Below are 17402 nucleotides of genomic sequence, written 5' to 3'. Positions count from 1 at the left end.
CGGCAACGCCGTCGAGTGGTACGACTGGATGGTCTACGGACTGCTCGCGTCCTCCCTGGGACCGCAGTTCTTCCCCTCCACCGACAGTCTGTCGTCCACCATGTCCGCCCTGGCCGTCTTCGCGACGCCGAGCTGTACAAGGACCGCAACACCGTCGAGCGGTGCATCAACCGGCTGCGCAACTGGCGCGGGATCGCCACCCGCTACGACAAGACTCCCGAGAGCTACCTGGCCGGACTCCACTTGTGCGGCACGATGCTGTGGCTACGCAGCATCACCGGACCTGCATGACTAGTGACCTCGTTCCCGGCCGAGGAAGCACGACAGGAGTCGCCTGAAGTCGTGCGGGTGCTCGAGCGCCGGCACGTGCCCGCATCGGCCGAGCACGTGCAGACGGACATCGGCCAGGTGTTCGAGCAGGGGCAGGGCTGCCGTCCCGAGCGAGGTGACTCGGTCCTCGGCGCCGTGGACGAGCAGCACGGGCGCGCGGACCCCTGCCAGCGTTTGCGCCGAGAGGGTGAGCTCGTCGGCCCAACGTGCCCTAGGTGGAGGGAACAACGACGCGAATGCGGCCGCCCCCGCTCGCATCGCAGCTGCACGGGCAGCGACGGCCGACTCGGTCACGAGCGCTTGGTCGAGGACGAGGCGACTCAACATGTCTCGTGCCCCGAGCGGGCCGGCGGGGGCGGCCCAGACCGCGTCGAGCTCGGCGGACAGCGGCGCCCCGGGGGCGCCCATCGTCGAGACCGCCACGACACGGGTGACCTGCTGGGGACGCGCGGCCGCCAACGCCAGCGCCACGGCACCGCCCATGGAGTGGCCCACCACGGCGTAGTGCTCGACGCCGAGAGCATCCATCAGGCCCGCGGCCTGCTCCGTCCACAGCCGGAGCCCACCCCTGGAGCCCGCCGGGATTGGTGTACGGCCGAACCCCGCCTGGTCAGGAGCCACCAGGTGCCAGGACGTGCCCAGCGCCTGTGCCGTCGTTGACCAGGCTCCGGATCCGGTCGTACCGGGTCCGGAGCCGTGCAGCATCAGCACCGCGGGCCCGGTGCCGCTCTCCATGACGTGGACGGGGGAGCCGTCGACTGTGACGGTCCGAAGTGCCGTCACTGGGACAGGCCAGGTGTGCTCATGCCGATGCGGAGTTGATGGATTTCGAAAAGACCTCCATCATCGCCCTGCCGAATTGCGGCATGTCGGGCCACCCCCGGCAGGAGACGAGGTTGCCGTCCACGACGTCGGGAGCGTCGATGACCGTCGCGCCCGCGTTCTCCATGTCACCGGTGATGGGGGGGAAGCACGCTGTCTTCCTGCCCTTCAGCAGCCCGTACACAGCTGGCACCTGCGCGCCGTGGCATACCAGCGCGATCGGGAGGCTGCGCGCGAAGAAGTGCTCGGTGATGCGCCTGACGTCGGCGTCGACCCGGATCCACTCGGGGGCGCGTCCCCCAGGGATGATGAGGGCGTCATAGCGCTCGACGTCGACCTCGGCCCAGGGCACGTCGACCGGCAACTTTCGGCCGTTCTTCTCCACGTAGGCGTCGGAGTTGGGGTCGAACTCGTGGATGACCAGCTGAACGTCACGCATCGTCCGTGACGAGACGTCAACGTCCCAACCGCCCTCCTGCACGCGATAGTAGGGATACATGGTGTCGAGCTCCTCGGCGGCGTCGCCGGTCAGGAGCAGCGCTCTGGGCACCTACTTCTCCTCGCATCTGAGGCGGGTGACGTCGATCCAATCCAATCCGATCTGATCCAATTGCGTTAGCATTCCTCGGCCCAGCCCGCCCGTCAAGCCTTTACGCCATACCGTCCGAACCCTTGATTTCGTCGAACAATCGTCGGAACCGCTCGCCGGACAGCAGGATGTGCCGACGCATGGCGTAGGCGGCGGCGTCGGGGTCACGCGCGGCGATCGCGGCCACAACTTCTTCGTGCTCGGCCATCGCCAAGTGAGCGACCTGGGTGTCGTGGAGAAGCCGGAACAGGTGCACGTGCGCGTGCAGGCGAGCGAGCGCTTCGCGGATGAGCTGGTTCTCCGCGCTCAAGGCGATGAGATTGTGAAAAGCGGCGTCGCGGAGCCCGAAGGCGCCATAGGCCATGAGCCCGGTGCCCCCCTCCAGCTCAGCCATCTCCTCCAGCAGTCGCCGCAGGCCGGCCACCTGCTGCAATGATGCGCGTTCGGCAGATCTGCGCGCCGCCGCCGGCTCGAGGAGCAGGCGGAGCTCGAGCATGTCCTCGAATCGCTGACGGGTGATCTGGGGGGGAATGTGATAGCCGGCATGGGGCACACGCACGACCAGGCCCTCGGCCTCCATGCGGTTCAGAGCGTCTCGGATCGGCGTCTGCGAGACCCTCAGCTCTCGCGCCAGGACGTCGATCGTGACGCGGGAACCAGGCTCGATCCGTAGCGACATCAGCTGTCCGAGCAGCGTGTCGTACACCTCGTCGGCAAGCCGGCCGCGAGATCTTCCCGGCGGCGTTCCGCCCGTCATGGCCTCCTGGCGCCGCGCGATCGTCGCTTCGTCGTCCATCTTGACGTGAGGTCCTTTCTTACGTCTTCGCGAACCTGTTGACATCGGTCGCAACGCTGCTGCATGGTGACGACCACTCAGATCGTATAGGAAAGGTGACGGACGCCAGCCCTCCTTCACCCGTCCACCCGTCGCGGAACCGCCCGCCATCGCTCCGCTTCGATCAGTTGGAGCTCCTATGAGCATGCTCGATGTCCTACTCGGTTCGCCGCCGGGCCGCACAAGGGTCGAAGGACCTGTCGACTGCTTGAAGCCCCATTACCTCGCGGCGTACCCGTGACGCCGGTCTGCGGGTCAGCCCTTGCGGCAGCCGTCGACCCGCCTGAACATCCCCCAGCAACTGCTCGGCGAAGCACGCAGCAAGGCTCCAGAGCTCCCCACCCAGAAGGCAGGCAGGAAGATGCGGCATCCAGAGCGAATAAGACGACTGTCCGTTTCCGGTCGAACGGCGCAGCTGGCGACGGCGGCCGTATTAGTGGCCGCGACCATGGCGGCTTGCGGGCAGGACGACGGCGCGGATTCGAGCGCGCCCAAGGCGCCGGCGACCATCCCGGAGCTCACCAAGGACCCGCTGACCCTCAGCTTCATCTGGTTCGACTGGCCCCCCGCTCACGCTCTGGAAGCCTTCGCGAACGCGGAGTACACCAAGGCGCGGCCGAACGTGACCATCAAGGTCAACACCGTGCCGAACGCGAACTGGCACGACGCGATGTTCACCCAGTTCGCAGCGCACAAGACCGACTTCGACATCCCGATCCTGGACTCGCAGCACATCGGTGAGGCCGTGACGAACGGCAACATCCTCGACATCACCGACTTCGTCAAGAAGAACATCGACGTCAAGGCCTACAACCCGTACCTCCTGGCGGCCTACGGCCAGTTCCCGCAGGCGGAGACCGGGAAGCGCGACGAGAACGCCAGCCTGTACGGACTGCCGCTGCTCGGCGACACCTGGACGATGATCTATCGCAAGGATCTGATCGGCGACAAGCCACCGCAGACCTGGGACGAGATGATCTCAGTCGCCGAGAAGTGCCAGGCGGACAACCCTGGTGTCAGCGGGCTGGCTTTCCACCAGGCCAACGGCTCCGACGCCGCGGCCGTGACCTACAACACGGTCAACGGCGTCTACGGCGGCAACCTCTGGGACGCCAAAACGCACAAGACCGAGGGCGTCCTCAACGACGCGGCGGGCCAGGAGGCGATGGACGTCCTGGTCAACAAGATGAAGCCGCTGACCGCCAAGGGCTCCGGCAACTGGTTCATCGACGAGGTGAACGCGGCGGTCGCCCAGGGCAAGGCATGCATCGCGTTCAACTGGATCGCCGCGAGCGGCGGCCTGCTCGACCCGAAGCAGTCGACGCTCGGCACCACGCGGGAGCAGATTCTCGACAAGCTGGGTTTTGCCACCCTGCCGAGCCAGAAGACGAACCTGGTGCCTCTCGGCGGCATGGGGATGCACGTGTCGGCCTACTCCTCCAAGGCGAACCAGGCGGAGGCACTGAACTTCATGAAGTGGTTCGAGCGGGCTGACATCCAGAAGAAGTGGGCCGCGGCTGGTGGCGTGCCCGCACGTACGGACGCCCTGCAGTCGCCCGAGTTCCTCAATGCCGGGCCGTTCAACCAGGTGTACGCCGACTCGGTTCCGCGGATGCGGGACATGTGGAACGTGCCCGAGTACGCGCGCCTCGTCGACATCGAGAACACCAACGTGAACGCGGCTCTCAACGGCACGAAAAAGCCGAAGGATGCGCTCGACGACATCGCCAAAGAGCAGCAGAGCGTGCTCGACTCCGGCAGCCGCAAGGGCGGCGGCGGACTGTGAGTGACCCCACCCTTCTGACGACCGACCACGCCCGGCAGGTGGCGTCCGCGACGCCGCTTGCACCAAGTCGGTCCCGCCGCTTGAGCGACCGCGGGCTCGCCGTGGCCTTCATCTCCCCCGCGCTGCTGCTGCTGCTCGCCATGTCGGTGTTCCCGTTGCTGTGGGCGTTGTACCTGTCTTTCACCGACTACTCGGCCACCCGCGGGGGGCCGGCCCATTTCGTCTGGTTCGAGAACTACACCGCCATCCTGACTTCGGCGCAGGTCCACACGAGGGCCTTGACGACGTTGATCTACGTGGTCGGCGCGGTCACCCTGCAGACCGTGCTCGGCTTCTCCATCGCCTACCTGATCTCACGGCGCACGCACGGGCGAGGACTGCTGACCACTCTGTTCCTGGTCCCGATGATGCTGTCGCCGGTCGTGGTCGGGCTGTTCTGGCGATTCATGCTCGACGCGCAGTTCGGCGTGATCAACAGCATGCTCGACTCGCTCGGCCTGGGGCAGGTGGAGTGGCTCACCCAGCAGCGAACGGCACTGATCTCCCTGATCGTGGTCGACACCTGGCAATGGACGCCGTTCATCATGCTCATCGCACTCGCGGGCCTCACCGCGGTCCCCAAGTACCTGTACGAGGCCGCCTCGATCGACCGGGCGTCCGAGTGGTTCCGGTTCCGCACCATCACTCTTCCGCTGGTGTGGCCGCTGCTCCTCATCGCTGTGCTGTTCAGGGCCATCGAGGCCTTCCGGCTGTTCGACCTCGTCTACATCCTCACCAGCGGCGGTCCGGGGGTCTCCACCGAGACGTTGTCGTTCCACGTCTACAAGGTCGCGTTCCTGGGCTTCAACACCGGAACCGCCTCGGCGTACGGGATCCTCATGGTCCTCGTCGTCATCGTCCTCACGCAGCTCTACCTGCGCTACTTGAACAAGCTCAAGGAGGACTGATGGCCGTCTCCGTCGACGAGGCCGCGTCCACTGATCCTGTCCAGGATCACACGCCCCCCGCGAGTCGCCTCCGCGGCCGGGGTCGCTCCGTGCTGGAGGTCGCGCTGCTGACCGTGCTGGCCGTCGTGATGCTCTTTCCGGTGCTGTGGATGATCGAGACGTCCATCAAGGAGAACCGGGACGTCTACGCCATCCCGGCCAAGTTCTTCCACTTCATGGTCACCATGGACCATTTCAAGGACGTGTTCGTCGCCCCCGGCGGCGGTCGCTCGGAGTTGTCCGTCGCGTTCCTCAACTCCCTCCTTGTCGCCGGGGCCTCCACGGTGCTGGCCACCGTGCTGGGGGTCCCGGCGGCCTGGGCTTACTCGCGCTTCGCCGTGAAGGCCAAGAAGGACCAACTGTTCTTCATCCTGTCCACCCGCTTCATGCCGCCTGTGGTGGTCGTGATCCCGATCTTCCTCATGTACCGCGAAGTCGGGCTCATCGACAGCAAGCTCGGCCTGATCCTCATCTACGCCGCCTTCAACGTCCCGTTCACGATCTGGATGATGAAGGGGTTCGTCGACGAGGTGCCCGCAGAATACGAGGATGCCGCCATGCTCGACGGCTACACCCGCTTGCAGGCGTTCCGGCGGTTCACCCTTTCCCTGCTCCTGCCCGGCATCGCCGCGACGGCGGTCTTCGCACTCATCTTCTCGTGGAACGAGTTCGTGTTCGCCATCTTCCTCACCTCCAGCGATGACGTACGGACGGCCCCACCCGCCATCGCCGGCCTCATCGGCGGAACCACCGTGGACTGGGGTCTCGTGGCCGCCGCCTCCCTGGTGTTCGCCCTACCGGTGCTCGTCTTCGCCTACCTGGTGCGCAAGCACCTCGTCGCCGGTGTGACGCTCGGGGCGGTGCGACGCTGATGGCGGGCATCGAGGTGACCACCCTGCACAAGCGCTACCCGGATGGGACGGTCGCAGTCGAGCACGTGGACCTGTCCATCGACGACGGCGAGCTGTTCGTGATGCTCGGCCCTTCGGGCTGCGGCAAGACGACCACGCTGCGGGCCATAGCCGGCCTGGAGCGGCAGACGACGGGCGACATCCGCATCGGCGACACGCTGGTCAACGACCTGCCGCCAGCAGAGCGCGACATCGCCATGGTGTTCCAGTTCTACGCTCTCTACCCGCATCTGAGAACCCGCGACAACCTGGCGTTCCCGCTGCGGGCCGAGGGATTGCCCAAGGCGGAGGTGCGCGAGCGGGTCGACGAGGCCGCCCGGCTGATGCGGCTCGGTCCGCTCCTGGACCGGCGACCGCACCGGCTGTCCGGCGGGGAGCAGCAGCGCGTCGCGCTTGCTCGCGCCCTGGTGCGACGACCGCGCGCCTTCCTCATGGACGAACCCCTCACCAATCTGGACGCGGAGCTGAGGGCGGACATGCGCACGGAGATCAAGCACCTGCAGGGGGGACTGGGGACGACGATGGTCTACGTCACCCACGACCAAGTCGAGGCGATGTCGCTCGGCCACAGAATAGCCATCCTCAACAAGGGCCGCGTCGAGCAGATCGGCACGCCGCTGGAGGTCTACGACCGTCCGGCGAGTCTCTTCTGTGCCGCATTCATCGGCTCCCCGCCGATGAACCTGATCGAGGTGGAGCTGGCCGAAGGGAAGCTGCGCAGTCAGGGCGGACTGGTCCTCACGCCACCGCCAGGCCTGCCGCGCGACCGTCGCCTGGTCGCAGGCGTCCGGCCGGAGGCGCTGGAGGTCACGGAACCAGGGGCGGAGCGTTCGGCCCCGGCCCGCGTGGTCTCGGCGGAGTGGCTGGGAGACGAAATCATCTGCGTGGTCGACCACGGTGGCCGGCGCGACGTACGGGTTCGGATGCCACCGACTGTCCGTTTCGCCGCTGACGCGCCGGTCGGGCTGCGGCACACCGGCGGGCCCCCGCCGGTCTACGACGTGCGCACGGAAGAGCTGGTGGCCTGATGGGAACCGTGGCAGTGCACGGGCTGCGCAAGTCCTTCGGCAAGGTCCAGGCCCTGGACGGGGTGACGCTGGACGTGCCGGACGGCTCGTTCTTCGTCGTGCTCGGGCCCTCCGGGGCAGGCAAGACGACGACCCTGCGAGCGATCGCCGGCCTTGAGAGGCTTGACGCCGGGTCGGTGCATCTGGACGGGAGGGACGCGACCGGTGACTCCCCGGCCGCACGCGACCTGGCCATGGTCTTCCAGAGCTACGCCCTCTACCCGCGACTCACGGCGTACGAGAACATCGCTTCGCCGCTGCGGGCACGCCGCTGTTCTTCGAGCGAGATCGCCGCTGCCGTCGAGCAGATGTCGAGCCTGCTGCACATCGAACGTCTGCTGCAGCGTCGTCCCGCCCAGCTGTCGGGCGGTGAGATGCAGCGTGTCGCGCTGGCGCGGGCGCTGGTCCGTCGCCCGCGCGCGTTTCTCATGGACGAGCCGCTGACGAACCTCGACCTCAAGCTCCGCGTCGAGATGCGCACCGAGCTCACCCGCATCCACCGGAGTCTCGGGGGAACCTTCGTCCACGTGACCAACGACCAGGTCGAGGCCCTGTCCATGGCCGACCAGGTGGCGGTCCTCAAGGAGGGGAAGGTGCAACAGGTCGGAACGCCGACCGAGGTGTACGAGCGACCAGCCAACCAGTGGGTCGCAGGCTTCGTCGGGAGCCCGTCGATCAGCCTCCTCCCCTGCCGCGCCGAGGGGGATCGTCTGGTCGGGGCGGAAGGCTGGACGCTGCCGCGGCCCCGCTGGACCACGGCTGAAGACGGTCGTCCGCTGCTGCTGGGCCTGCGGGCAGAAGACTTGTCCATCGAGCAGCGTGGGGACGCGTCGTTGTCGGGTGAGCTCTACGGCCTTGAGCCGCTCGGTGACCGAACGGTGGTCGACGTCCGAGTGGGGACGGAGATCCTCAAGGTCAAGGCACGACCCACCGTCACGGGTACGCCGGGCGAACGGCTGCTTGTCACGGTCGACCTGGACCGCGCGCACCTGTTCGATGCGAGCACCGGGCTGGCGCTGTCCGAGGCCGGGAGGTAACCGCGCAGGGCGGCGACGTCAACATGCCCCCGCACGTGGCAATCGAGCCTCGGCGGACCGTCACCGGTGAGCACGCCTTGATGACGCTGAAGCAGCCATGGCCCGAGAAGGCGATCGGTGGCGCGGGGCGTCGCCCTGCAACCAAGGCCACGTTCGACCCGCTCGGCAACCTCGACCCCGACGAGGTCGTGTGACCGCTTCGTCCACGCGCGTGGCGCGATCGCCGAGGTCACGCCGGACATCACCAAGAACATCACAGGAGGCGACGCAATGAGTGACCCGATGAACGTCCTGGCCCCCGAGCACCGGCGGCTCCGGATTGGCGACGTCTGGCGCGACGCCGCCGGCGGAGCCACCTTTGTCGTCGAGGACCCGGCCACCGGCAAGACCATCGCCGAGGTGGCGGGCGCCGGCGTCGTCGACGGGCTCGCCGCTCTGGACGCGGCGAGCAAGGCAATGGCGGAGTGGGCGGCGACCCCGCCGCGAAAGCGGTCAGAGTTGTTGACCGCGACGTACCGGGCACTGACCGAGCGATCCGAGGAGGTCGCCCGGCTGATAACGCTCGAGATGGGCAAGCCGCTCGCCGAGGCTCGGGGAGAGGTGGCCTACGGTGCCGAGTTCTTCCGTTGGTTCGCCGAGGAGGCGGTGCGCGTCGAGGGGCGCTACAACGCCGCTCCCGCTGGTGGATATCGCATCCTCACCGTGCCGAAGCCGGTCGGACCGTGCGTCTTCGTGACGCCCTGGAACTTTCCGTTGGCCATGGGTGCCCGGAAGATCGCTCCTGCGCTGGCGGCGGGCTGCACGACGATCACCAAGCCGGCAGCCCGGACGCCACTCACCATGCTGTTCCTGGCCCGCATCATGGAGGAGGTCGGCGTTCCCCCGGGCGTCGTCAACGTCGTGACAACCGAGCGTTCCGGCGAGGTGGTCTCAGCACTGCTGGCCGACCGTCGGACCCGCAAGCTTTCGTTCACCGGGTCGACCGAGGTCGGGCGCGTGCTGTTACGACAGGCGGCGGACAACGTGCTGCGCACCTCCATGGAACTGGGCGGCAACGCGGCCTTGATCGTGTGTGCCGACGCGGACCTGGACGTCGCGCTCGACGGTGCCATGGTGGCCAAGATGCGCAACATCGGGGAGTCCTGCATCGCGGCGAACCGAATCTACGTCGAGGAGCCGGTGCGCGAGGAGTTCACGGCGCGCTTCGCCCAGCGGATGGGCGCGCTCTCGGTGGGCCATGGTCTCGACGACGGCGTGGACGTCGGGGCGTTGATCGACGAGGCCTCGGTCACCGAGATCGACGAGCTCGTCGCCGACGCGGTCAATCGCGGCGCCCGCGTCCTGGTGGGCGGCGAGTGTCCGGATGGGCCAGGCCATTTCTACCCGCCTACGGTCATCGTCGACGTGCCCGAAGACGCGCGGATACTGCAGGCGGAAATCTTCGGCCCGGTGGCGCCGATCATCTCGTTCACGTCCGACGACGAGGTCATGGCGAAGGCCAACGACACCGAGCACGGCCTGGCCGGATACGTCTTCACCCGTGACCTCCAACGGGCGCTCCGGTTCACCGAGGGGCTGGACACGGGGATGGTCGGCATCAACCGCGGTCTGATCTCGGACCCGTCAGCTCCGTTCGGAGGCGTGAAGCAGTCCGGGATCGGCAAGGAGGGGTCGCACGAGGGCATCCTTGAGTACCTCGACGTCACCTACGCGGCGATCGACCTACCGTGACCGGTTTGCTGCTCCGGGTGCCCGCCGAGGATGACCGCGCCCTGTGCACACATGACCTGACCGGCCTCCACCCGTGGGGCGGGACCCGGGCCATGGCCGGCACGAATCCGCTGGCACCCGGGGACGCCGTCGACTCCGCCGGTGTGCGCGTCACAGACGCGGCCGCGGCGGTGGATGGGGCGATCAGCCCTTTCGATGGTCCCAAAGGCTACGCCCTCGGGCTCATGATCGAGGTGCTGGTCGCGACCTTGACTCGTACCGCCCTTGGCGACGATGTCCGCGGGACCGTCGACCCGACTGACCTGCCCACCAGGGGCGATGTCTTCATCGCGATGGACCCGAGGGCGCCCGGGCACGACCGAGTCTGGGAGCCCGGCGCGCGCCTGCGCCACCCGGCAGCCGACGCCGTCCCGGTCTCGCAGGTGAACTGGACGTTGGCCCAGCAAATCACCGCCGACGTTCCAGAGAGGCACTGACATGCTTGAGACCGTCCGCGGACCACGCCAGCTGATAGTGGGCGAAGGGGTCGCGCAGAACATCCCACGAGTGGTGGCCGAGTGTGGCTCGCGAGTCCTCATCGTGACCGACCGGGTTCTTCTGGGGCAGCCGGGCGTGGCCGAGATCGTGGCCGCCGTGCGGGAGAAGGCCGAAGTCGTCGGGGTGTTTGCCGACGCGACTCCGGACGTGCCACTCGCCGATGTCGCCCTGGCCGTCTCGGTCGCCGCAGAGGTGGACGCCGACGTAATCCTCGCCATCGGGGGTGGCACGGTGATCGACCTCGCCAAAATCGTCGGCGTCATCCGGCGCCACGGTGGGACGCCGCGCGACTTCTACGGCGAGTCGAAGGTGCCGGGTCCGACGATTCCTCTCGTCGCGGTTCCGACGACGTCAGGGACCGGCTCCGAGCTCACGCCAGTCTCGGTGTTGACCGACCCGGACCGCGAGCTGAAGGTGGGGGTCTCCAGCGTCCACATCGTGCCCGACTTCGCCATCGTCGACCCCGAGCTCACCTACACCTGCCCTGCGACCGTCACTGCCCACTCCGGCATCGACGCGTTTTGTCACGCGGTGGAGAGCTACACCGCGCGACCCCGGGCCCACGGACCGCGCGACCCGGTGGAGCAGGTCTTCCTCGGCCGCAACCCGATCACCGATCACTACGCGCTCCTGGCCGCGAAGCGGATCGCCCGCAGCTTGCCCCATGTCGTCAGGGACGGAGGCAACAAGGACGCGCGCGCGGACATGTCCTATGGGTCCATGCTAGCCGGGCTCGCATTTTCCCATGCAGGCAACGCGGCTCCGCACGCCCTCCAATACCCCATCGGCGCAGCCACCCACACACCGCACGGCCTGGGCGTCGGGCTGCTGCTGCCCTACGCGCTGGACGCGGCCAGGGATGCCATCGGCGACCGGTTGACCATCCTCGCCGGGGTGTGCGGGCTCGACGTGACCGACGCCTCGGATGCCGAGGCCGCAGATACGTTCCTCACCTGGCTCGACGGGCTCCTTGCCGACATCGGCATTCCTGCCACCTTGGCGGACATCGGCGTGGCACGCGCCGACCTCCCGCGCTTCGCGGAGATGGCCAGTGGCGTCACCCGCTTGATCCAGAACCATCCAGGCCCGACCGACACCGCCAGTCTGACCGCGATCCTCGAAGCGGCCTGGATCGGGGACCGGACCCGACACGTCCTGACTCCGGAGCAGAGATAGTGACGGGCCTTTCACATGACGACGAGTTCCCTGCCCCACCCTGGGTATCGGAATTGTCGGCTACGACTTAGTACTCCAGCAGTACTTCGTGGCTTGACCTGGGGAAACGTCGAGTGGTGGGAGTGTAGCGGGCAGGATGCCGTCACGGACGGCTTCTGCCCGCTCGCCCCTCGAAGGAGTGCCCACGACGGCAAAGTCCTCCCGGGCCGGGGAAGCCTCGCGTCGTGATCACCGAACAGGCAGCCGAGACCTGGGACCGCGACCTGGACCACCTCTTCACCACCATCGGGCACCACTTCAGCCGCGTCGAACCACGCCGCCGCATGCGGGACTACGTACGCGGACTGTTCGCCCCGGTGGCCCGCAAGAACAGCTGGCAGCTCGCCGAACCCGTCGGCCACGCCACCCCCGACGGACTGCAGCACCTGCTCTCCCGAGCCCACTGGAACCCCGACAACATCCGCGACGACCTGCAGACCTACATCGCCGAACACCTCGGCCGCCCCCACGGGGTACTGATCATCGACGACACCGGCTTCCTGAACAAGGGCACCACCTCCGCCGGAGTTCAAAGGCAGTACTCCGGAACCGCCGGCCGGACCGAGAACTGCCAGATCGGCGTCTTCGCCGCCTACGCCAGCACGGCTGGCCGCGCTCTGGTGGACCGCGAGCTCTACCTGCCCAAGTCCTGGACCGACGACCGCGACCGCTGCCGCGCCGCCAAGGTCCCCGACCAGCGGGAGTTCGCCACCAAGAACACCCTTGCGGCAACGATCGTCCGCAGGGCGCTGGCCTCGCCGCTGCCGATCGCCTGGGTCACCGCGGACGCCGCTTACGGATCGGGTATGCCGCAGAACGCGGCGAGGTGGACTTGTCGCTGGTCAGCGTGGACTCTGCTACCTCCCGCGCTCACCACCACGCCGCCGGGATGGTTCTGGACGAGGAGCAGTTGAAAGCTCTGGTGGAGGCCGCAGAGTCCGAAAAGGGGGCGGGAAGAAGGGACAAGAGCCGCAAGACGAACAGGACGGAGACCCGGAACGAGCCGAGCGGCGGCGGCTGCGGCGACGCCGCCGGGCGCGTTTGAAGGCTGCTGACCTGGGTCGTTCCCGGGGTGGGCTGACCAGCAAAGTGCACTTGTCAGCCGACCGGCGCTGTCGTCCGCTGTCGTTCGTCCTCACTCCCGGCCAGGCCGGTGACAGTCCGCGGTTCGCGCGGGTCGTGGACAAGATCAAGTTCCGTGGCAGGAGGGGCCGTTCCCGCACCCGCCCGGACGCGGTCGCCGGCGACAAGACATCCCACGCTGATAAGCGTCAAGCCGCTGCTGCAGCGAGTTCGGGTGTCGGCTGCGGGAAGGCGATTGCTTCGTCGTAGATGTTTCCTCAAAGGCAGTACACATATCGGCGGCGCAAGTGGCGGGTGGGTGGTGCCGGTCTGCCCTAGACCCATGGCCTGGCGCGGGCGTTGAGCTGGGCTGTCGCGAGTTCGGTGGCCTGGGTGATTTCGTCCGGGCCAGCGAAGGTCTGTCCGGCGAGGGCGGCCTTGCGGAAGATGCGCCACCAGCCTTCCTGGAGGTTGAGCCAGCACGCGCCGACGGGTATGAAGACGTGTCGGATACGCGGGTGGTCCTCGAGCCAGGTCCGGGTCGACAGGCTGTTGTGGGAGGACAGGTTGTCGGTGACCACGTAGATGTCGCCCGCCGGGTTAGCTTCCTCCAGCTTCCGCAAGAACCGCTGGTAGAAGGCACTGTTGCGGGAGGACGCGGTCATGGTGACCTGCTGCCCGTCCGTGACACGCAAGCCGCCGTAGACCCAGGTCTTCTCCGGTCCGCGGCTGTACTCCACCTCAGCTTTGATGCGGTGTCCGTCCGGCGACCAGCCCGGCGCCGGCGGGAAGGTACGCGGGATCACCGGCCCGAGTTCGTCGACGCAGACGACCGTCGCGTCCTCGGGCGGGCAGGTGTAGAGGCCGACGACCCGCGTCCTTTTCCCTCGAAATCCGGATCCTTGGAACGGATCCAGGAACGCGTGCGGCGCCATCTGACGCCCTCGGCCAGCAGGATTCTGCGGACCTGCGAGCGACCCACCTCAATCCCCAGTTCCCTTGCCCGACCGGCCAACGCGTCCAGGGTCCACTCCGGCGGTCCTGCCTCGTCCATGGCCTCGAGATCCCCGCCCGGCTGGACCATCAGTCTGCCCGGCGGGGGCTGCCTGACCAGGGCGATGATCCTCGACCGCTCGAGTTCGGTGATCCGCCGCTTGCGGCCCTGCCCGCCCAGATCCTCCAGACCCTCGAGACCGTACCGGTTGAAACGGTGCAGCCAACACCGCACCGTCTTCTGGCTACAACCCAGTTCAGAGGCGATCGCGGGCACCGAGACCCGGCCCAGCTCAGCTCGACCATCCGCGCCCGCATCACCAAGTCCGCCGGCGCCTTCCGCGCTCGAGCTAACCGCCGCACCACCGAACCCTCACCCGAATCACGGCTCTGTCGCGCCCGCAACACCACCCCGAACCACCCACCCCGAACCACCCACCCCGACCACCCCAAACAACCCCGCCACCAGCATGTATACCCACTGAAAGCGGAATCCAGCACTAGTTGTATTGCCCTGCGACGTTGTTGACTCGGCTGATGGGCGGCTGGCCTCCGAGTGCGGTGTGGCAGCGATGGTAGTTGTAGCTGTGGAGGAAGTCGTCCAGGGCCGCGGTGCGTTCATCGTTGCTGGTGTAGGCGCGGACGTAGGCCCATTCCTCGATCAGGGTGCGGTTGAAGCGTTCGACCTTGCCGTTGGTCTGGGGCCGATAGGCGCGGGTCGGCTTGCCGGTGGCGCCGAGGTGGGCGAGTGCCTCTTTCCAGGCGAGGCCTTTGCGGTAGGCCCAGGCGTTGTCGGTGAGGACGCGTTCGATGCGGCTGATGCCGTGGGCTTGGAAGAACGCGGCGGCGCGGAGGAGGAAGGCTGTGCGGGTGGCGACCTTCTCGTCGGAGTGGATCTCGCTGGAGGCAAGGCGGGTGTGGTCGTCGACGGCGGAATGTACGTAGTCGAAGCCCATGCTGCTGCGGGTGGCGCGTCCGGCCTGTCGTCCGAGGACCTTGTGGCCTCCGCCATCAGGGATCCGGCCGAGTTTCTTGACGTCGATGTGGACCAGCTCGCCTGGGCGCTCGCGCTCGTAACGGCGGATGACCTGTCCGGTGGGCGGTCGAGGAACGCCAGGCGGTTCAGGCGGTTACGGGTCAGGACGCGGTGCACGGTCGACGCGGGCAGGCCGAGGATCGGGCCGATCCGGGCGGGGCCCAGCTTGCGTTCCTGCCGCAGCCGGCAGACTCTTCGGTCTCGGTGGCGGCCGGGGTCCGGTGCGGGGTGGTGCGGGGTCGGCTGGATCGGTCGTGCAGGCCCGCGTCGCCTTCGGCGGCGAACCGGCGGACCCACTTGTGCGCTGTGGTGCGGGATATGCCCATCTCGGCAGCGACATGGGCGACCGGACGGCCGGAGCTGACGCGCTCGACCAGGAGCCGCCTGCCATGAACGGTCAGACGGGCATTACGGTGGGACACGAAGACCTCCGGTGCGGTGCAGTCCTAGACAGCTCCACCACACCGGAGGTCTTCGTCATGATCAAGCCCCACGACGTGTCAACAACGCTCGTGATCAATACACCTAGTGCCGAACGGCCTTGGGCTGCTTCCGGGGGACGCTCTCCCGAACCGGGCCGTACGCCGAGCGCCCGGTACCCCTCTCGAACGAGAGGGGTACCGGGCGCTCCTGTTGTGACGTGCGAACTACTCGCGGTCGCCCGCGTTCGCCTTGCGACGACGGAGGAGCAGCACTCCGATGACACCGATCAGTGCCACACCGCCGACACCGGCTGCCAGGGTCCCGGTGGACATGGAGGACTCGGCGCTCTCGCTGACCGGAGCTGCCTTGATGTAGTTCCAGAAGGCCAGCTGGGTGGGCATCACGCCTGCCGCGTCCGCCTTGCCGGAGACGAGGCCCTTGACAGTGTCGGTGCGGGCCGCGGCGAGGCCGTTGTCGTAGTACAGGATCATGTCCTGGTTGTGGCGGTAGAGGATGTCCTGCATCTCGCCGACGATGCGCGCGCGCTCGGCCGGATCGAAGGCCTGGATCTGCTCCTGGAAGAGCTTGTCGTACTCCTTGTCGCAGTGGAAGGCATCGGTGGAGCCGCTCGTGCCGTCGTCCTGCGGGCGGGTGTCGCAGGTCTGGATGCCGAGCATGTAGCTGGGGTCGGGGCCGGTGCCCCAGCTGTCCATCAGCATGTCCCAGTCGCCCTTGGCGAGGTTGTCGTTGAGCTTGGTCATGCCGAACGGCTGGATGGTGACCTCGATGCCGATGTCCTTGAGCCAGCCCTTGACGTAGGACGAGATCTGCGCGTCGCCGGTGCTGTCGGAGTGGATACCCAGGCGCAGATTCAGCTTCTTGCCGGACTTCGGGGCCGTTCGCACCCCGTCCTTGCCCTTCTTGTAACCGGCTTCGTCCAGCAGCGCGTTGGCCTTGGCGAGATCGAAGTCCACCGCCTTGCCGGCCTCGGGCGTCCACGCCCACTGGCTCCAGGCGGGCGGAAGATAACCCACGCCGGGTGCGCCGAGGTCGTTGAGGACCTTCTTGACCAGGGTCTTCTTGTCCGTGGCGTAGGCGATGGCGGTGCGCACGGCCTGGTCGGCCAGTACAGGGTTCGCCGTGCCGATCGGCTTCTCATTACGGGTCTTGGCCCCGGCGTTGATCTCGATGGCGGTCCAGTGGTGGCCGGGCGTCTGGAAGGCCGTGACGTTCTTCTCGCTCTGCATGGCCTTGAACTGCGTGGAGTTCATCGAGGTGACGTAGTCGATCTGACCGCTGCGCAGGGCGGCCACGGCGGCGTCGGTGGTCTTGTACTGCTGCTCGAGCAGGTGGTCGTACTTGGGGGCGCCGAGGAAGAAGTCCTTGTTGGCGTCGAGCTTGGCGTACTGCTCGGTCTTGTAGGTGGTGAGCTTCCAGGGGCCGTAACCGACCAGCGGGAAGCTGTTGTTCTTGAAGTTCTTGAGGTCGCCGGTGTGCTTCTCCCAGATGTGCTTGGGCACGATCGGGATGCTGCTGGGGGTGGAGACGTACAGCATGTTCGACTGCGGGGCCTTGGTGGTGATCACCAGGGTGTTCGCGTCGGTGGCCTCGACCTTGGCGAAGTTGCGGACCAGCGAGCCGTTGGCGGTGGCCGCGGTCTCGTTCGTCATGATCAGGTTGAGCGTCCAGGCGGCGTCCTCGGCCGTGATCGGCTGGTCGTCGGACCACTTCAGACCCTTGTGGATCTTGAAGGTCCAGCTCAGCTTGTCGGCGGAGGTGGTCCAGGAGTCGGCGAGGTACGGAGTCGCGCTGCCGTCCGGCTTGAGTGAGTTCAGCGAGGGATAGACCTGGCCGAAGATGTCCAGGGCGCCGTCGAAGTACGCAAGGAACGGGTTGAGTGTGTCCACTCCGGAGGTGTCCATGGTCACGCGGAGGGTGGTGTCGCCGGATGCGGCCGCCGGTGTGGGCAGCGCGACGAGCGGCAGGGCCAGCGCGGCGAGGGTCGCAGCGGTTCTGCGAAGTATGCGCACGTTCAACGGGGA

At 67.4% G+C, this 17402-nt stretch carries 15 protein-coding genes and 4 pseudogenes; 12 read left to right on the top strand and 7 right to left on the bottom strand.

Annotated features, from left to right (window positions below; all coding sequences use genetic code 11):
* Positions 1-123: 123 nt before the first annotated feature.
* Positions 124-291 (top strand): annotated as a pseudogene (locus LRD69_RS01255) (IS5/IS1182 family transposase); the annotation flags it as partial.
* Here the strand turns inward: LRD69_RS01255 and LRD69_RS01250 are convergent.
* The 3 genes from LRD69_RS01250 to LRD69_RS01240 all read right to left on the bottom strand — a co-directional run bounded on the left by LRD69_RS01250 (position 292) and on the right by LRD69_RS01240 (position 2537).
* Positions 292-1113 (bottom strand): alpha/beta hydrolase, encoded by an 822-nt coding sequence (locus LRD69_RS01250; RefSeq protein ID WP_277324674.1) that lies wholly within the window; start codon positions 1111-1113, stop codon positions 292-294.
* A 19-nt stretch (positions 1114-1132) separates the two neighbouring features.
* The gene (locus LRD69_RS01245; protein WP_277324673.1) at positions 1133-1702 is read right to left on the bottom strand and encodes a DJ-1/PfpI family protein; all 570 of its coding nucleotides are present in this window, start codon (positions 1700-1702) and stop codon (positions 1133-1135) included.
* Between the two features lie 100 nt (positions 1703-1802).
* Positions 1803-2537 carry a GntR family transcriptional regulator gene (locus LRD69_RS01240; protein ID WP_277324672.1) on the bottom strand — a complete coding sequence of 245 codons (735 nt, stop codon included), beginning with the start codon at positions 2535-2537 and terminating at the stop codon, positions 1803-1805.
* A 487-nt stretch (positions 2538-3024) separates the two neighbouring features.
* Here LRD69_RS01240 and LRD69_RS01235 point away from each other — a divergent pair, with 487 nt between their 5' ends.
* The 11 genes and pseudogenes from LRD69_RS01235 to LRD69_RS01185 form a co-directional block, all read left to right on the top strand.
* Complete coding sequence (locus LRD69_RS01235) at positions 3025-4362, top strand: extracellular solute-binding protein (RefSeq protein WP_277324671.1); 1338 nt, start codon at positions 3025-3027, stop codon at positions 4360-4362.
* Positions 4363-4442: 80 nt separating this feature from the next.
* Positions 4443-5309: a sugar ABC transporter permease gene (locus LRD69_RS01230; protein ID WP_277324670.1), complete on the top strand. Its 867-nt coding sequence runs from the start codon at positions 4443-4445 to the stop codon at positions 5307-5309.
* A complete protein-coding gene (locus LRD69_RS01225) occupies positions 5309-6220 on the top strand; it encodes a carbohydrate ABC transporter permease (RefSeq protein WP_277324669.1) in 912 nt (303 codons plus the stop codon). Before LRD69_RS01230 ends, LRD69_RS01225 begins: the two co-directional genes overlap by 1 nt.
* Positions 6220-7287 carry an ABC transporter ATP-binding protein gene (locus tag LRD69_RS01220; RefSeq protein ID WP_277324668.1) on the top strand — a complete coding sequence of 356 codons (1068 nt, stop codon included), beginning with the start codon at positions 6220-6222 and terminating at the stop codon, positions 7285-7287. Before LRD69_RS01225 ends, LRD69_RS01220 begins: the two co-directional genes overlap by 1 nt.
* On the top strand, positions 7287-8363 hold the full coding sequence (locus tag LRD69_RS01215; RefSeq protein WP_277324667.1) for an ABC transporter ATP-binding protein: 1077 nt from the start codon (positions 7287-7289) through the stop codon (positions 8361-8363). Before LRD69_RS01220 ends, LRD69_RS01215 begins: the two co-directional genes overlap by 1 nt.
* A 35-nt stretch (positions 8364-8398) precedes the next feature.
* The gene (locus LRD69_RS01210) at positions 8399-8557 is read left to right on the top strand and encodes a hypothetical protein (RefSeq protein ID WP_277324666.1); all 159 of its coding nucleotides are present in this window, start codon (positions 8399-8401) and stop codon (positions 8555-8557) included.
* 76 nt (positions 8558-8633) lie between these two features.
* Positions 8634-10094: an NAD-dependent succinate-semialdehyde dehydrogenase gene (locus LRD69_RS01205; RefSeq protein WP_277324665.1), complete on the top strand. Its 1461-nt coding sequence runs from the start codon at positions 8634-8636 to the stop codon at positions 10092-10094.
* Complete coding sequence (locus LRD69_RS01200) at positions 10091-10570, top strand: Ldh family oxidoreductase (RefSeq protein ID WP_277324664.1); 480 nt, start codon at positions 10091-10093, stop codon at positions 10568-10570. Before LRD69_RS01205 ends, LRD69_RS01200 begins: the two co-directional genes overlap by 4 nt.
* Before the next feature lies 1 nt (position 10571).
* Positions 10572-11807 carry an iron-containing alcohol dehydrogenase gene (locus tag LRD69_RS01195; RefSeq protein WP_277324663.1) on the top strand — a complete coding sequence of 412 codons (1236 nt, stop codon included), beginning with the start codon at positions 10572-10574 and terminating at the stop codon, positions 11805-11807.
* Positions 11808-12070: 263 nt separating this feature from the next.
* Positions 12071-12646 (top strand): annotated as a pseudogene (locus tag LRD69_RS01190) (IS701 family transposase); the annotation flags it as partial.
* A 29-nt stretch (positions 12647-12675) separates the two neighbouring features.
* Positions 12676-13097 (top strand): annotated as a pseudogene (locus tag LRD69_RS01185) (hypothetical protein); the annotation flags it as partial.
* A gap of 146 nt (positions 13098-13243) precedes the next feature.
* Here LRD69_RS01185 and LRD69_RS01180 read toward each other — a convergent pair.
* The 4 genes and pseudogenes from LRD69_RS01180 to LRD69_RS01165 form a co-directional block, all read right to left on the bottom strand.
* Positions 13244-13825: an IS630 family transposase gene (locus tag LRD69_RS01180; protein ID WP_277329587.1), complete on the bottom strand. Its 582-nt coding sequence runs from the start codon at positions 13823-13825 to the stop codon at positions 13244-13246.
* On the bottom strand, positions 13711-14178 hold the full coding sequence (locus LRD69_RS01175) for a helix-turn-helix domain-containing protein (RefSeq protein WP_277324662.1): 468 nt from the start codon (positions 14176-14178) through the stop codon (positions 13711-13713). The genes LRD69_RS01180 and LRD69_RS01175 overlap by 115 nt, the downstream gene beginning before the upstream one ends.
* A 223-nt stretch (positions 14179-14401) precedes the next feature.
* Positions 14402-15359: pseudogene (locus LRD69_RS01170) on the bottom strand (IS481 family transposase).
* Positions 15360-15584: 225 nt separating this feature from the next.
* A complete protein-coding gene (locus LRD69_RS01165) occupies positions 15585-17390 on the bottom strand; it encodes a peptide ABC transporter substrate-binding protein (RefSeq protein ID WP_277329586.1) in 1806 nt (601 codons plus the stop codon).
* Between the last annotated feature and the right edge of the window lie 12 nt (positions 17391-17402).

The organism is Streptomyces sp. JH14 (genome assembly GCF_029428675.1).
Taxonomy (GTDB): Bacteria; Actinomycetota; Actinomycetes; order Streptomycetales; family Streptomycetaceae; genus Streptomyces.
The sequence above is the reverse complement of the archived record's forward strand: the minus strand, read 5'-3'. Positions and strand labels throughout refer to the sequence as shown.

Coding starts and splice junctions, on each gene's coding strand:
- LRD69_RS01240 (WP_277324672.1), bottom strand. CDS start 2,537: ATGGACGACGAAGCGACGATCGCGCGGCGCCAGGAGGCCATGACGGGC.
- LRD69_RS01235 (WP_277324671.1), top strand. CDS start 3,025: ATGGCGGCTTGCGGGCAGGACGACGGCGCGGATTCGAGCGCGCCCAAG.
- LRD69_RS01225 (WP_277324669.1), top strand. CDS start 5,309: ATGGCCGTCTCCGTCGACGAGGCCGCGTCCACTGATCCTGTCCAGGAT.
- LRD69_RS01220 (WP_277324668.1), top strand. CDS start 6,220: ATGGCGGGCATCGAGGTGACCACCCTGCACAAGCGCTACCCGGATGGG.
- LRD69_RS01215 (WP_277324667.1), top strand. CDS start 7,287: ATGGGAACCGTGGCAGTGCACGGGCTGCGCAAGTCCTTCGGCAAGGTC.
- LRD69_RS01205 (WP_277324665.1), top strand. CDS start 8,634: ATGAGTGACCCGATGAACGTCCTGGCCCCCGAGCACCGGCGGCTCCGG.
- LRD69_RS01195 (WP_277324663.1), top strand. CDS start 10,572: ATGCTTGAGACCGTCCGCGGACCACGCCAGCTGATAGTGGGCGAAGGG.